Source organism: Niallia sp. FSL W8-1348, assembly GCF_038006745.1.
Lineage (GTDB): Bacteria > Bacillota > Bacilli > Bacillales > Cytobacillaceae > Niallia > Niallia alba.
Map to the genome: position 1 here is coordinate 2,585,057 of NZ_JBBOVV010000001.1, position 15,172 is coordinate 2,600,228.

13 protein-coding genes and 1 pseudogene are annotated in these 15,172 nt (G+C 37.0%); 10 read left to right on the forward strand and 4 right to left on the reverse strand.

Annotated features, from left to right (window positions below):
* Positions 1–51 precede the first annotated feature (51 nt).
* Positions 52–939 carry a carbohydrate ABC transporter permease gene (locus NST60_RS12370; protein WP_016205228.1) on the reverse strand — a complete coding sequence of 296 codons (888 nt, stop codon included), beginning with the start codon at positions 937–939 and terminating at the stop codon, positions 52–54.
* 440 nt (positions 940–1,379) lie between these two features.
* On the opposite strand from NST60_RS12370, the gene NST60_RS12375 reads away from it, so the two are divergent.
* From NST60_RS12375 to NST60_RS12420, 10 genes and pseudogenes are all read left to right on the forward strand, one after another.
* Positions 1,380–2,309, forward strand: coding sequence for an ABC transporter permease (locus NST60_RS12375; RefSeq protein ID WP_212117944.1), 930 nt, complete (start codon positions 1,380–1,382; stop codon positions 2,307–2,309).
* 24 nt (positions 2,310–2,333) lie between these two features.
* Positions 2,334–2,981 (forward strand): YesL family protein, encoded by a 648-nt coding sequence (locus NST60_RS12380; RefSeq protein ID WP_016205226.1) that lies wholly within the window; start codon positions 2,334–2,336, stop codon positions 2,979–2,981.
* 155 nt (positions 2,982–3,136) lie between these two features.
* Complete coding sequence (locus NST60_RS12385) at positions 3,137–4,633, forward strand: extracellular solute-binding protein (RefSeq protein WP_016205225.1); 1,497 nt, start codon at positions 3,137–3,139, stop codon at positions 4,631–4,633.
* Between the two features lie 488 nt (positions 4,634–5,121).
* Positions 5,122–6,243, forward strand: a complete 1,122-nt coding sequence (locus NST60_RS12390) for a glycoside hydrolase family 88/105 protein (RefSeq protein ID WP_016205224.1) — start codon at positions 5,122–5,124, stop codon at positions 6,241–6,243.
* Between the two features lie 12 nt (positions 6,244–6,255).
* The gene (locus NST60_RS12395; RefSeq protein ID WP_224428053.1) at positions 6,256–7,587 is read left to right on the forward strand and encodes a glycoside hydrolase family 28 protein; all 1,332 of its coding nucleotides are present in this window, start codon (positions 6,256–6,258) and stop codon (positions 7,585–7,587) included.
* Between the two features lies 1 nt (position 7,588).
* Positions 7,589–8,485: an alpha/beta hydrolase family protein gene (locus NST60_RS12400; RefSeq protein ID WP_101729956.1), complete on the forward strand. Its 897-nt coding sequence runs from the start codon at positions 7,589–7,591 to the stop codon at positions 8,483–8,485.
* Positions 8,455–9,408, forward strand: coding sequence for a pectinesterase family protein (locus NST60_RS12405; RefSeq protein WP_224428052.1), 954 nt, complete (start codon positions 8,455–8,457; stop codon positions 9,406–9,408). The genes NST60_RS12400 and NST60_RS12405 overlap by 31 nt, the downstream gene beginning before the upstream one ends.
* Entirely contained in the window at positions 9,405–9,848 is a 444-nt protein-coding gene (locus tag NST60_RS12410) for a hypothetical protein (RefSeq protein WP_224428051.1), read from the forward strand. Before NST60_RS12405 ends, NST60_RS12410 begins: the two co-directional genes overlap by 4 nt.
* Positions 9,838–11,397, forward strand: a complete 1,560-nt coding sequence (locus NST60_RS12415) for a glycoside hydrolase family 43 protein (protein WP_411955782.1) — start codon at positions 9,838–9,840, stop codon at positions 11,395–11,397. The genes NST60_RS12410 and NST60_RS12415 overlap by 11 nt, the downstream gene beginning before the upstream one ends.
* 65 nt (positions 11,398–11,462) lie before the next feature.
* Positions 11,463–11,606 (forward strand): annotated as a pseudogene (locus tag NST60_RS12420) (alpha/beta hydrolase); the annotation flags it as partial.
* Between the two features lie 524 nt (positions 11,607–12,130).
* Here NST60_RS12420 and NST60_RS12425 read toward each other — a convergent pair.
* Genes NST60_RS12425 through NST60_RS12435 form a run of 3 tightly spaced genes read right to left on the reverse strand, consistent with a single transcriptional unit; the run spans position 12,131 to position 15,069 of the window.
* Positions 12,131–13,003, reverse strand: a complete 873-nt coding sequence (locus NST60_RS12425) for a glycine betaine ABC transporter substrate-binding protein (RefSeq protein WP_016205217.1) — start codon at positions 13,001–13,003, stop codon at positions 12,131–12,133.
* A gap of 42 nt (positions 13,004–13,045) precedes the next feature.
* Positions 13,046–13,876 carry an ABC transporter permease gene (locus NST60_RS12430; RefSeq protein WP_169189440.1) on the reverse strand — a complete coding sequence of 277 codons (831 nt, stop codon included), beginning with the start codon at positions 13,874–13,876 and terminating at the stop codon, positions 13,046–13,048.
* Entirely contained in the window at positions 13,873–15,069 is a 1,197-nt protein-coding gene (locus NST60_RS12435) for a quaternary amine ABC transporter ATP-binding protein (RefSeq protein WP_101729954.1), read from the reverse strand. The genes NST60_RS12430 and NST60_RS12435 overlap by 4 nt, the downstream gene beginning before the upstream one ends.
* Between the last annotated feature and the right edge of the window lie 103 nt (positions 15,070–15,172).

Below are 15,172 nucleotides of genomic sequence, written 5' to 3' on the forward strand. Positions count from 1 at the left end.
GTGGGTTAACACCGATAATTTTTATGTTAATAGGGAAGGAATAACTAACTTTTATCCTTTCACAGAACCAACCAATGCTCCTTTTACGAAATACTTTTGAACAAATGGGTAAGCAATAAGCATAGGAACTGTAGCAATAACAATTACAGCCATCTTAATCGTTTGTGCAGGAGGAATTACATCAACAGATGAGCCTTCTGCTTGCATGCCACTCGAAACAATAACAATTTGACGCAATAAAACTTGAATAGGCCATTTTGTAGAATCATTAATATAAAGGATAGCAGTCATATAAGTATTCCAGTAAGTAACAGCGTAAAATAAAGAAATTGTTGCAATAGATGGTAATGCTAATGGCAACATTATTTTCCAAAAAACACCTAAATCCGTACAACCATCCATTTTAGCCGATTCTTCTAAACTATCAGGTAGTGCTTGGAAAAAGTTTCTCATAATAATTAAGTTAAATGCGTTGATAGCTACAGGCAAAATTAATGACCAATAAGAATCGATTAATCCAAAGGCCTTCACTACTAAGAATGTCGGAATCATCCCTCCGCTAAATAACATAGAGAAAACAACAAGAAAGTTAAGAAAGCCCCTGCCATGAAGATATTTACGAGACAAGCCATAAGCCATGAGAGACGTCAGAATCATACTCACTAGTGTACCAATTCCGGTGACGCCAATCGAAACAGCTAAAGATTTAAAGAGTGTCGGAGTAGATAGGATATAACGGTATGCATCTAATGAAAAAGTTTCAGGAATCAAGATAAATCGTTTAGCCACTACTTCTTGTGTAGAAGCGAAGGAACTAGCTATAACATTTACAAAAGGTAAAAAACAAATGAAGGCGATAATAAGTAGAATTGTTCCATTAATAATGGAAAAGGCCCGTCCTCCTTTTGTTATTTTCTTATTCTTATACGTTTTTTCCATATAGATCCTCCTTCATATTTTGTCTAGCTAGTTGTTCCACAACAACTAATAATGTTTTAATTGCTGCGTATTTAGAAGTAAAGCTAACCACAAGCTTTTAAAGAAATAACCTATCCTCTTTCTATAAAGCTACTTTATCAGGAGAAGCTAATTCCGTATATAATCAGTATTTAAGAAAAAGAAAACGCTTACCAAATGAGTGGTTTATCATATTAGAGAACCAGATAATCATGTGGGCAAAGTAGTAATCATTACATTGGATTGAGTGCAGGAGACCAGTGATATAACAATTGTTGTAAGCGTTATCGAATAATGATTATATACGTAATTCTACTTTTTCAATATGCTAAGGTAAGAATCAAGCATCACATTATAAAGTGAGGGGGTACAAAATGGAAAGTGTCATTAAGCCTAATGATCAAACATTATCAGAGTTAAAAATGAAGCAGCAAAAAAAAGTCAGAAGACAAAAAACTTGGGCTAATGTGAAAAAGAATAAACTTCTTTATTTAATGATTTTCCCTGGCTTTCTCTATTTTATTATTTTTAAGTATTTACCAATGGGCGGGTTGATCATTGCTTTTCAAGATTATCAACCGTTCTTAGGAATTATGGGCAGCCCATGGGTAGGGATGAAGCATTTTATTCGCTTATTTACAGAACCGACCTTTTTCATGCTTCTAAGTAATACACTTATCTTATTTGCTTTAAATATTTTCATTTTTTTCCCCATGCCGATCATCTTAGCGCTTATGTTAAATGAAGTCAAAAACAAATATTTTAAATCTAGTATCCAAACGTTAATTTATATCCCCCATTTTATGTCCTGGGTAATTATTGTTTCCATTACATATGTATTTTTAAATGTCGATGGTGGATTAATTAATGAAATGTTGGCGGCAGTGGGCTTTAATAAAGTTAGCTTCCTAACATCACCTGATTGGACGAGAACAGTTTATATTGCACAAGTGATATGGAAAGAACTAGGGTGGTCTACGATCATTTATATTGCTGCTATTACCGCTGTAGATACGCAACTATATGAAGCGGCAGAGATGGATGGAGCAGGAAGACTGCGAAAAACATGGCATGTAACATTACCGGCAATACGACCAGTAATTATTACATTATTAATCTTAAAAATAGGCAGCACGTTAGATTTAGGATTTGAACACATGTACCTATTACTGAATTCATTAAATAGAAGTGTTGCGGAGATTTTTGATACGTATATTTATACGGCTGGTTTGAAGAACGGACAATTGAGCTTTAGTACAGCTGTTGGTTTATTTAAGGGCTTAGTAGGCTTGGTTTTAGTGATGCTTGCGAATAAGCTTGCCAAAAAGTTTGGTGAGGATGGTGTTTATTAAGGTTAGTTGAAAGCGGGGAGTTCGATGTTAAAATCGGTGGAAAAAATAAACCACATTTTTACAACGATATTAAATCTGGTGTATGTGAATTTCCTCTGGTGGCTCTTTACTTTATTAGGGGTGGGACTCTTTGGTGCCGGACCAGCAACCTATGCACTAGTTAGTATCCTGAGACAATGGATGAGAGGAAATACGAATATCCCTATTTTTTCTTCCTATTGGAAGTATTATAAAGAGTCTTTCAAGGAATCAATGATTACAAGCTGGATTTATGTACTGATTGGTTATGTATTGGTGATCGATTTACTTTATGTTACTAACTGGTATCTAAAAGTTTGCCTGATTATCATATGCTTTCTTTTTTTCCTTTCAGCTATTTTTATCTATCCACTAATGGCTCATTATAACTGGAAAGGAATATTCTTTCGAATAAAAATGTCTTTTATTTTTGGATTTTCCTGTTTACAATACACACTATTATTGTTTGTGGTAATTGGTGCAACTTATTGGACAGCAATAACGTTTTTTCCTGGGATTCTCACTTTCTTCGGTATTAGTTTTCTATTCTATGTGATTACTTGGACAGCAAATCAAGTGTTTACGAGAATAGAATTACAAAATACAGAAGAAGTAGAAGATAAAACTATTTATCCCACTCTTAACGGACAGTAAGACTCTGGACGTAAACTTATGAGGATTCGAGAAAGATAGGCGGGAGATCAGCTGTCCGTAAAGGTCCGAATGGTTCAACTAACCATCCGTGAGGGATAACGGAAAACCCCCGCTGATAGAAATTTCACTTTATCAAATTACAAAGGAGAGTACAAATGAAAAAACTATTAAAGTTAGCTAGTGTTAGTTTTGCGAGTGTGCTGTTTTTGGCAGGGTGTAGTGGTGGAAAAGAGCAATCATCTGGCACGTATGATGAAAATAGTAAGGCTGAAATTACTTGGCTGAATATTTTACATACAGCTTCCCCGCCAACTGATACGGTCTTAGATAAAATGGAAGAGAAAACAAATACAGAAATTAAATTTTCTTGGATACCAGATGCTTCAAAAGAAGAGCGGATTAATACGGCATTAGCCTCGGATTCATTAGCAGATATTGTTACATTAACAATTCTTGAAAACTCATCTGTCCGCAATGCGCTAAAGTCAGGGATGTTTTGGAATGTAGAAGACTATTTAGATGAATTCCCTAATCTAAAAGAAATCTCGGAGGATGTGCGTGTTTCTGCTTCTATTGAAGGGAAGCTTTATGGCATTCCATTTCAGAAAGATTTAGCTCGTAATGGTGTTGTTTTGCGTAAAGATTGGCTTGATAATTTAGGACTTGATGTTCCTAAGACAGTTGATGAATTAATGAAAATTTCGAAAGCGTTTACAGAAAATGACCCAGACGGTAATGGCAAAAACGATACGACTGGGTTTGTTGATCGTAACGATTTAATATATGGAGCATTTAAAACATTAAGTTCTTATTATGGCACTCCTAATATATGGGGAATGGATGAAAATGGAGACTTTATTCCAGAGTTTGAATCAGATGGATATGTCAAAACCATGGATTATATGAAGGAGCTTTATAAAAATGGTTGGATAAATAAGGACTTCGCTGTTACAGCAAAAACGGACCAACAACAAAGCTTTGCACAAGGAAAAGCAGGGATTTATATTGGAGCACTTTTCGACGCTAAAAACCTGCAAACAATGGCTACGGGTATCCAAGATAATATGGAATTAGCATTAGTGAATGATATGGTTTCTGATTCCCAACCTGAGCGTGCGATTTGGGCAGCGAATAACGGAATTGGTGGATTATTGGCATTCCCTCGTTCAGAAGTAAAGGATGAAGCGGAATTAAAGAGAATTCTCAAATTTGTAAATGATCTATTAGATTCAGAAGTATACACGTTAATGACATACGGAATGGAAGATGTTCATTATAAGTTAACAGATGATGGTGCATATGAAATTATCAATCAGGACTTATGGACACAAGAAGTGCAGCCATTCGCGGCATCTAGACCAAAAGAATCAGGCTATGGATTAAAGGATCCCAATCCTATTAAAGCATTAGCAGATGAGATGATTGCAGACAATGCTAATTATGCAGTGTTAAATCCTGCTTATTCTTTAGAATCTCCAACAAATACGTCACAAGGTTCTGAATTACAAAAGATCATTACAGATGCTACTTATCAGTATATATTAGGCGAAATTGATTTAGATGGATTTAAAAAGGCAGTAAAAACTTGGAGCGATTCTGGCGGAAATACAATTAAAGAGGAGTATAAAGCAGCATACGAACAAACGAAATAAGCCAAAAATAATTAGAGCATACTTTGACAAAAAAAAGGTGAGAGGAAAGCAGATTTCGGCTAGACGCTCACCTTGAAAAAATTTAGGTTGTTGTTGCTTATAATCAATATTTCAAACAAGACTGGAATGGAGCGTAAGACACTTAACTCTAGCGGGGAAGTAGTGGAAAGACCCTTCGCAGCTTGAGCTGAGGCCACTGAAAAAGTCTTTTTTTCGTGCGAAATGAAGAGCAAGCATATTGGAAAGTGAAAATAAGGTTGGTTTGGAGAGGCGTCCGCTCGACTCCTATGGGAGCTGCGAGAAAGTCCGAGACCCCGCAGGAATGTAGCGACGAGCCTCGGAAAACAAATCCATCATCTTATGTTTAAAAAGTGGCTATTGCCCATCATCATTAACTAGCCAGTTTTTCAGTGCCCTCGCTTGAGCTGGGGTTCTTACTACCCGTTAAGAGTGGGGAAAAAATCTAAATAAGATGGGAGAATATAAGAATGACAGAAATAAGTTGGTCAGAGAGAACAGCTCTTTCCATTATGGAAAGACTTCCACATTTATATGAGGATAGAGGTTATAACGGAAAATGGTCTTATGATTATGGAGTCGTTCTAAAAGGGTTTGAAAACCTCTGGATACGAACCGGTAATGAGAAATATTTGCAGTATATAAAAGAAAATATTGATTATTTTGTTCAACCAGATGGATCGATAAAAGAGTATGAAGTATCGGAATTTAATATTGACCATATTAACAATGGAAAACTACTGTTTCAATTATATAAAGAAACAGGCGAGGAAAAGTATCGAAAAGCAGCTGATTTATTGAAATCACAATTAGAGCAACATCCAAGAACTTCAGAAGGTGTCTTTTGGCATAAGCAAATCTATCCGTATCAAATTTGGCTAGATGGTTTATATATGGGAGCACCATTTTACGCACAATATCAAATGGAATATGCAGATGGAGAGGGGCTTGACGATATTCTGCATCAATTCAAAACTAGTTATCAACACTTATTAGATGAAAGGACAGGACTTCTTTATCATGCATGGGACGAGAAGAAAGTACAGCCTTGGGCTAATAAAGAAACAGGATTATCGGAGAATTTTTGGGGAAGAGCAATGGGCTGGTATGTGCTGGCATTAGTAGATACATTAGAAATTATTCCAGAGGATACGCCAGACCGTTCCTTTCTAGAGAAGATTCTTAAGAAAACATTAGAAACAATACTAAACTATCAAGATAAGGAAAAGGGAGTCTGGTATCAAGTAGTAGATAAGCAGGGCGAAAAAGGCAACTACTTAGAAGCATCTGCAAGCAGTATGTACGTTTGTGCAATAGCAAAGGGGATTCGCTTAGGAGTTCTTGATAAACAAGAATGGATTGGTCCATTAAAGAAGGGCTATCAAGGTCTTTTAGATGAATTTGTTCTTCTGACAAAAGAGGGTTGGGTAAACTTGAATAAAAATTGTCAGGTAGCAGGACTTGGTGGAGCTGACAAACGAGACGGGACCTATGCCTATTACATTAGCGAGCCGATTGTTTGTAATGATCAAAAAGGCTTGGGTGCATTTTTGCAAGCATTAGGGGAAGTGGAGGAAGTAATTAACGAATAAGGAGATTATAAAATGAGCGACTATATCATCACTGAATTCGGTGCAAAGAATGATGGGGATTTATGTACAGAATCTATTCAAGAGGCGATAGATAAGGCATATAAAAATGGTGGAGGCAGAATTGTCATTCCGCCAGATGAGTTTCTGACCGGGGCACTTTTATTAAAGGATAATATTGAAATCCATTTAGCAGCAGGAGCAATATTGAAATTCTCTGATCGGCAAGAGGACTATTTCGTTGTTACATCCAGATGGGAAGGTGTAGCTAGAGAGGTCTATGCTTCGTGTTTATATGCGGAAAATAGTTGTAATATTGCTATAACTGGCTTTGGAACAATCAATGGAAATGGTGAACGATGGTGGCATATTTTTCGCAATGAGCGGGAAAAGCTGCTTTATCCGAGACCAAAATTAATAAGTTTAGATGGATGTGAAAACATTTCGATTAAAGATGTGAGCTTAATAAATTCTCCGAGTTGGACGATTAACCCCATTTGCAGTAATAACATTACTATCGATAATTTAACCATCAATAATCCGAAAGATTCACCAAATACAGATGGCATCGATCCAGAATCCTGTTCCAATGTAAGAATCAGCAATTGTCATATTGATGTAGGCGATGATTGTATTGCGATTAAGGCAGGAACAGAGGATACGGCAGAGCGTGTAGCTTGTGAAAATATAACGATAACGAATTGTACGATGGTTCATGGCCATGGGGGAGTAGTACTTGGCAGTGAAATGAGTGGGGATATACGAAATGTAACGATAAGCAATTGTATCTTTCAAGATACAGATCGTGGCATTCGATTGAAGTCAAGACGAGGGCGTGGAGGTGTAGTCGAAGACATCCGTGTAGACAATATTGTAATGGAAGGTGTTATCTGTCCATTCATTTTAAACCTATATTATTTCTGTGGTCCTAAAGGGAAGGACAAATATGTATGGGATAAACATCCATACCCAGTAACAGTCGATACACCAATGTTTAGACGCATTCATTTTGCAAACATTACAGCAAGGAATGTTCATGCCTCTGCTGGGTTCATTTATGGCTTAGCAGAGCAATATGTATCAGAACTTACTTTTAACCAGATAGATATTTCGCTGGCGGAAAATGCGATTCCTGGGAAACCGGCGATGATGGCAGGGATCGAGGATATGAGTAACCGAGGCTTTTATGTTGGCTTTGCAAAGGATATTTTATTTAATCGGGTAACGATCGAAAATCATGAAGGTCCGGCCTTTTATCTCGAATATAGTGATGATATCGAATTAACCAACTGTAAGTCCAAAAATACAAAGAAGGAAGAAGCGCTTTTGAAGGAAGTGAAGGCGTAAAGTGAAGGAGAGACGAGAAAAGCTCATTGAGTTATTAGGAGATTATCCAAAGGCAAAGAATAGGACGGTCCAACTAATAAGAAAAGAAACAAAAAATAACTATATTTTAGAGAGTCTCTTGCTGCAATTAAATGAAGAGGAATCCGTTCCAGCTTATTTTGCCAAACCTTTAAAACAGGACGATCCGCTTCCTATTGTTATTTTTAATCATTCACATGGAGGGAATTTTGATCAGGGAAAAGAAGAGCTGCTAGTAAGTAGCAGCTACTTACAATCCCCTCCTTTTGTCGAGGCAATAACGAATTTGGGATATGCTGTTGGCTCCATTGATATGTGGGGATTTAATGAAAGAAAAGGCAAAGCAGAAAGTGAATTAGTCAAAGAAATGTTATTAGAGGGTCGGACACTATGGGGCATGCGGATTTTTGATAATATTGCTTTCCTGGATTATCTTGTGGAGCGAACAGATGTCGATAAGAACCGAGTTGCGGCAATTGGAATGTCAATGGGTGGCCTCATGAGCTGGTGGTTGGCTGCACTAGACAATCGGATAAGAGTAACAGTTGATATTGCTGCACAAGTGCATATAGAAACACTAAAGCAAAAGCGGGGCTTGGATCATCATGGATTTTATTACTACGTGCCAGGTTTTTTAAAAAGCTTCTCTACTTTATCCGTGCAAGCGTTAATTGCCCCAAGGCCACGGTTGAGTCTTGTTGGTAAAGACGATCGCATGTGTCCGATTGAAGGGGCCATGCTATTGGATGAGGAATTAGTAAAAATGTATAGAAAATATAATGCGGAGGATCATTGGAACAGCCGGATTGTAACAGGTGGTCATCAAGAGACAAAGGAAATGAGAAAACAATGGGAAACTTTCTTACAGAAGCATTTGTGAAGAATCAATTTCAATTTGTCATTGGAAAAAATAATAGTTGTGATTTTAAGTGTATACAAGATGGGATTGCTCATTGTTCCAATATAGAAAGTCCAGTTACATTCATCATTTTAAGTGGAGATTACGATGAAAATATCAGTCTCTATCAATCAAATAGAAAACTAATCGGTATAGGAAATGTTCGGATTATTGGAAACAAGTATGCACGTCAATTGGATGAGAGTGGCTGTGAGATAGGTACCTTTCAAACAGCGACCCTTTTTATCAATGCAGAAAATATTTGGTTAGAGAATATGGAAATAGTTAATAATGCTGGACCTGGGGAAACAGTGGGGCAGGCAGTGGCTCTCTATAATGAAGGCAATAAAGTGAAATTCAAAAATTGTTCGTTTAAAGGGTTTCAGGATACTATTTGTCTCGGACCATTGCCAGATCTTCAAAAAGATGGGACTCCTTTCTCTAAACCAGAAATAAGAAATGAATATCGAGACAATCTAATAACCTTTATTCATTGTTATATCGAGGGAACCGTTGATTATATATTTGGCGGAGGAGAAGCACAGTTTGAAGAATGTGAATTGAGATCTCTTAAGCGTCCAAAAAACCATCCAGGATATGTAACAGCAGCGAGTACAGCCAGCGGGAAAAAGGGTTTTTTATTTTCTCACTGCTATTTAACCGCAGAGGCTGGTATAGTAAATGTCTATTTAGGTCGGCCATGGAGACCTTATGCGAATGTAACTTTTTTTCAATGTAGAATAGGTGCTCATATTCACTCAGATAGATGGAATGATTGGGGAAAGAATGAGAATCGAGAAACAGTAACCTACCGGGAAATAGAAAATTGTTATGCTCAAAATAGTCCAATCAAAAAGTTAGATTGGGTTTATATGGAGACTAGTAGAAAGGGACGGGAGAAATGAAGCGAAAATGGGAAGCAATAATTGGAATGGTAGGGATTGTATTTTGTGTCATATTTCTAGGGGGATTTTCGCTAACGATGACCTCTATGGATAAAGAAACATATAAAGAAACAGTATTTCCCATTCTTCAGGATGGCGTTTCTTTAGGTGCTGTACAAGATAGCCTAGAGGCAATGAAGGTCTTATCTATCTGGTTTGGCATCACCTTATTACTCGTACTAATTTTCGTTGCGACTGCGACTGCCTTCATTTGGAGAAATTGTTATCCGAAATGGGCAGCAGTACTATACCTAGTTGCTGGGCTTTCAACCTTAATTGGTACCCAATTTATTGCTTTTCCAATCGCATTTCTCTTTTTTCTAGCAGGAGCTTTATGTTTGTTTCGAAAAGGAGCTAGTTTGAACAAGAAAGGAGATGCCTATGTTTCGAATTCCTATTAAAAATCCCATCTTACGTGGGTTTAATCCAGATCCCAATATCTTAAGGGTAGATAAAACATATTATATTGCTGTTTCATCTTTTGAATGGTTACCAGGTGTGCGTATCTATCAATCGAATGATTTAATCCAATGGGAGCATCAAACAGATGTGATTACAAATCAAGTAGATTTAAGAGGAAATCCACAGAACGGTAGTATTTGGGCTCCACAAATTAGCTATTCAGACGGGCTCTTCTACCTTATTTACACCGATGTAAAAAGTACGAAAAGGCCATTTAAGGATTGCCATAACTATTTGATTACCGCACCAAATATAAATGGACCTTGGTCCAGTCCTGTCTATTTGAACAGCAGTGGTTTTGACCCTTCCTTATTTCATGATAAAGATGGGCGCAAATGGCTGTTAAACGAAATATGGGATTACCGAATGACAACAGGAAATAAATCAGCAGGTATTGTTATGCAAGAATTTGACACAAAGAATCAAACATTAATTGGTCCAGTTTATAAAATATTTGATGGCACAGAATTAGCTAAAACGGAAGCTCCTCATTTGTATTATTATAAAGATTATTACTATTTAATAACCGCAGAAGGAGGGACTGGAAAGGGACACGCTGTTACTGTTTGTCGATCAAAAGCAATAACAGGTCCTTATGAATTAGATCCTGAATACCCTATGCTTACTGCAAGCGATAAACCCGAATCATTACTCCAATGCTTAGGACATGGAAGCATTGTGCAGACACCGTTTGGGAATTGGTATATGGTTTATTTATGCACAAGGCCATTGCAAAAAAAAGCTGCCATATTAGGAAGAGAAACGGCGATAGAAGAGGTTTATTGGACAGAGGATGGCTGGCTTCGTCTTGCCTCAGGGGAAAAAGGTCCCAGTCTTTTGACTGAAATTGTTACGAGTGAACAGGTAGTCTTCAAAAAGGCTACTGATTTCGAAGATGATTTTACAGGACCTTTAAAAAAAGAATGGAATACTTTACGCATTTTAGCGGATGATTCTTGGTGTGATTTAACAAGTAGAAACGGTTATTTACGCATGGTTTCAGGCGATTCCGTTCAGTCTTTGTTTGAGCATCATATTCTAGCCATTCGTCAAAAGGACTTTCACTTTCAGGTAGAAACAAAAGTGGAATTCCATCCTACAACTTTTAATCAAATGGCTGGACTTATGCTTTATTTAAACGATAGCAACTATCTATATGTTTACGTAACATATGAGGAAGAGAAGGGGCGTGTTCTTCGGTTCATGCGTTGTGAAAGTGGACTGTTTCAACTAGACCCAACGATAATACCTATTACTAGGAAAGAAATACAACTAAAGGTCATTGGAAATGGAGCTACAGGAAACTTTTGCTTCCGATCAGATGAAGAAGAACCTTGGCAAGAAATAGTCAGCGCTCAAGACCTCCTATTTTTAGCAGGCGGATTTACTGGAAACTTCATTGGAATAGCTGTCCACGATATGGACAAAAAAGCAGCCACCCACGCCGATTTCGCATACTTCCATTATGAGGGGCTAGATAGTTATTGATTTGCCTAATTCGTATAAGGCATCCAATTCGGACTTTAGACAAACTTCTTAAATAAGAGGTGGGTTTCAATTCAAATCAAATTGACCAATTAAGTAACTCGAATTTAAAGATTGATGTTATCCCAAATACAAATCATTCCTTAAATAGAGGAGAATTTGAAGTAACAAATTCCATTTTTATTTTATCCAAAATAATGGAAGTACTTTAAGAAACCATCACTTTAAACTGCAGTTATCAATAGCTTAATATAAATACGAGGATGGGACATAACTAAATAGATACTCTGTAAAGACGAACAATTTCTAATATAGCTAGTAAATAGCGGCTGCTTTCGCATACTTTTTACAAGAGGAAATATAATTAGTTGGAAAAACAGAGCAGCCGGAATACACGAAGACTCCTATGGGATTAGCGAGACAGTCTGAGACCCTGCAGGCCACAGGCCGAAGCGGCTCAGCGCGAGCCCCATGGAAAGCGAAGTGTATTCCGGCTGCGGGGAATCGCACCAAACTTCATGGAAACATCCTTTGAAAAACAAATAAAAGCCCGAACAATTATACGGAACATTCATTAGCATCTTCGTATAATTGTTCGGAATTATCCTTGGCTGGAATACTTATGTCCCAGCCTCTTAATATAAATACAAAAGAGGTGCTAATTTGCACCTCTTTTAAATAGTGAATTTTGTACTTTAAAACTAAACTTGTTATTTTTAAGTAACTCGTTTTTTCTTTATTTCCCTAACATCGCATTAACTAAATCTTGATTATTATCAATCCATTCCTGCGCAACTTCTTCCTCATCTGCCCCATTGTCAATCTTCACAATCATTTCTTCAATATCTTCAACAGGCATGCTCCAATTACTTAAAAATTCGTGTACTTCAGGTGCTTCTTCTTTCAAACTATTATTTGCAACGACATGAACTTCAGATGTTTTAAAGAAACCTTTTGGATCTTCTAATACCTTTAAATCATAATCAACAAACATTGGATGTGGACGCCATCCGAGGAAAAGAACGGGATCACCGCTTTTCATAAGCTTAGACGCTTGCGCTAACATACCACCTTCACTAGAAGCAACATATTCTAAGTCTAACCCATATTCTTCAATCATTTCTTTTGAAGTAATAGTCATTCCTGCCCCTTCTTCAATACCATATACTTTTCCACCGAAAAGATCCTCTTTTCCTTTCAGATCTTCAATGCTATCAATGCCTTCCACATTAGACGGAATAACCCATCCAAGCTCCCCTTCTGTATAGCTGACTGCTACATCTTCAATTTGACTTTTGTATCGATTCATATAATTTGCATGCATATCAGGTAACCAAGAATCCATAAATACATCTAAATCACCTCGAGAAAGGCCAGTATAAACGCCACCAGCATCTGCATTTTTCTCTTCCACTGTATAGCCCATATCTTCTAATAAAAGTTTAGCTACTTTTGTTGGAGGAACTGTACTAGTCCAAGGAGTCACTCCAAATGTGATCGTTTCGCTATTGTTCGTCCCATTTCCACCAGTATTTTGCGTTTGAGAAGAACATCCAACTAAAAGGGTAAATAGTAATAACAGTAAAAAGCTAAATTTCCATTTTTTCATAAAATTTATACTTCCTTTCTTTTGTAAAATAGTATCGTTTTTTTATGCTTTTTTTCCTAATCCTTGTGTAATTCGATCCAGTATAATCGCAAGGACAACAATACCTAATCCACCAGTAAGGCCTAATCCAACATTTACACTAGAAATACCGGATAAAACAGTACTTCCTAATCCAGGTGAGCCAATCATCGAGGCGATAACTGCCATTGATAATGCCAACATAATCGTTTGGTTAATTCCTGCCATAATAGTTGGAATGGCATTTGGAAGCTGAACCTTAACAAGTAACTGCCAAGAAGTAGAACCGAAAGCCTTAGCAGCTTCCACAATATCAGCAGGAACTTGTTTAATAGCTAAACTCGTCATGCGTACTGCAGGTGGAGTAGCAAAAACGAAAGTAGAGATAACTGCTGGTACTTCTCCTAGACCAAAGAGTAGAATAGCAGGGATTAAATAGACAAAGCTTGGTAATGTTTGCATGAAATCGAGAATTGGTCTAACAATATGATCCAATGTTCGATTTTTAGCTGTAAATATTCCCAATGGGATACCAACAACGATTGAGAAAAAGGTTGCTACGATAACAATAGCTAATGTTTGCATAGCACCTGTCCATAAACCTACTGAACCTAAGTAAAGTGCACCAATAATTGTAAAAATTGCGATTCCTCTTCCGGCAAGGCGCCATGCTAATAGTGCTAAGAGGATTGCGATTATTTCAGCAGGAATAAAGGTAAATAAATTAGTGACAGCATTAATAAATATGCTTAACACTCCGCTAAAGGAGTTGAAAAAGTCACCTAAGACTGGCAATAGCCAATTGTCTACAAATTGATTTGTCCAATCTTCTAGTGGAAAGAAGAAATAATTCATACGATAGCCTCCTTTTGTTCTTTTCCAAGAATAAGTCCAGACAATATAGAGACTCGAACGATGATTCCTAGCAATCTATTATTTTCTGTGACTGCAATGGGGAATTTTGATTCTGCTGCAACGCCAATTAAATCATTTAATGGTGTATCGTATGTGGTTGAATGGAAGTCATGCTCTAATACATCCTCAACCCATTTATTTTCTTTGAACGCATTAATGGCAGCATCAATGGTCAGGATACCTTTAAGTTGTTTATCCTTATCTACGACAAAGATACTTGATAGACCAGCTTCCTCCATTTTCCTTACCGCTACTCTCGGGCCATCCTTCCAAGTAGTAATTAAATCTGGTTGTTTCATAATATGACCTGCCACTAATACCTTGGAACGATCTACATCTTCAACAAAACTAGAAACATAATCATTCGCAGGCTTTTCTAGTATTTCTTCCGCTGTACCTAATTGTACAATGGAACCATTTTTCATAATTGCAATTCGATCACCTAACTTAAGTGCTTCATCTAAGTCATGGGTGATAAAGATAATCGTTTTGCCTAGCTTGTTTTGTAAACGGATGAGCTCATCCTGCATTTCTTTCCGAATAAGCGGATCTAACGCACTAAATGCTTCATCCATTAACAGGATATCGCTATCATTGGCTAATGCTCTAGCAAGACCTACGCGTTGCTGCATACCGCCACTAAGTTGATTAGGATAACTTGCTTCATACCCTTTTAAACCAACATCATGGATAGCTTTTGTAGCTTTTTTTGCCCGATCGTTCTTAGGATGACCTTGAATTTCTAAACCGTATTCCACGTTTTCTTGAACTGTTCGATTTGGAAATAATGCAAAATTCTGAAAAACCATACTAAGTTTTTTCCGTCGGATATCGATAAGCTCTTTTTTATTCATGCTGGTTATATTTTTTCCATCAATTAATACTTCACCAGAAGTTGGTTCGATTAGTCGGTTAACTAGGCGAATAAGTGTAGATTTCCCACTGCCGGATAAACCCATAATGACAAAGAATTCTCCTTGTTTTACATGAAAGGAGGCATTATCTACCCCAATTGTCATTCCTGTTTCTTTAAGTATTTTCGTTTTTTCTTCGCCAGCTTGGAGTCTTTTTAGTCCTTCCTTTGGGTTTCCTCCAAATATTTTTGTAAGATTTTTGACTTCGATTTTATACATTCATCACTTCTCCTTAAAGTTTTATCTGGGAGATTTTTTAGGATATGGATAAATAAAATGGAAATAGAAAATAAAGTTGATTATTTTTAGAGGAATAGTAGGA

Bases quoted from the DNA above. Each gene is read 5' to 3' on its own strand.
- NST60_RS12370 (WP_016205228.1), bottom strand. From the start codon at position 939: ATGGAAAAAACGTATAAGAATAAGAAAATAACAAAAGGAGGACGGGCC.
- NST60_RS12375 (WP_212117944.1), top strand. From the start codon at position 1,380: ATGAAGCAGCAAAAAAAAGTCAGAAGACAAAAAACTTGGGCTAATGTG.
- NST60_RS12380 (WP_016205226.1), top strand. From the start codon at position 2,334: ATGTTAAAATCGGTGGAAAAAATAAACCACATTTTTACAACGATATTA.
- NST60_RS12385 (WP_016205225.1), top strand. From the start codon at position 3,137: ATGAAAAAACTATTAAAGTTAGCTAGTGTTAGTTTTGCGAGTGTGCTG.
- NST60_RS12390 (WP_016205224.1), top strand. From the start codon at position 5,122: ATGACAGAAATAAGTTGGTCAGAGAGAACAGCTCTTTCCATTATGGAA.
- NST60_RS12395 (WP_224428053.1), top strand. From the start codon at position 6,256: ATGAGCGACTATATCATCACTGAATTCGGTGCAAAGAATGATGGGGAT.
- NST60_RS12405 (WP_224428052.1), top strand. From the start codon at position 8,455: ATGGGAAACTTTCTTACAGAAGCATTTGTGAAGAATCAATTTCAATTT.
- NST60_RS12410 (WP_224428051.1), top strand. From the start codon at position 9,405: ATGAAGCGAAAATGGGAAGCAATAATTGGAATGGTAGGGATTGTATTT.
- NST60_RS12425 (WP_016205217.1), bottom strand. From the start codon at position 13,003: ATGAAAAAATGGAAATTTAGCTTTTTACTGTTATTACTATTTACCCTT.
- NST60_RS12430 (WP_169189440.1), bottom strand. From the start codon at position 13,876: ATGAATTATTTCTTCTTTCCACTAGAAGATTGGACAAATCAATTTGTA.
- NST60_RS12435 (WP_101729954.1), bottom strand. From the start codon at position 15,069: ATGTATAAAATCGAAGTCAAAAATCTTACAAAAATATTTGGAGGAAAC.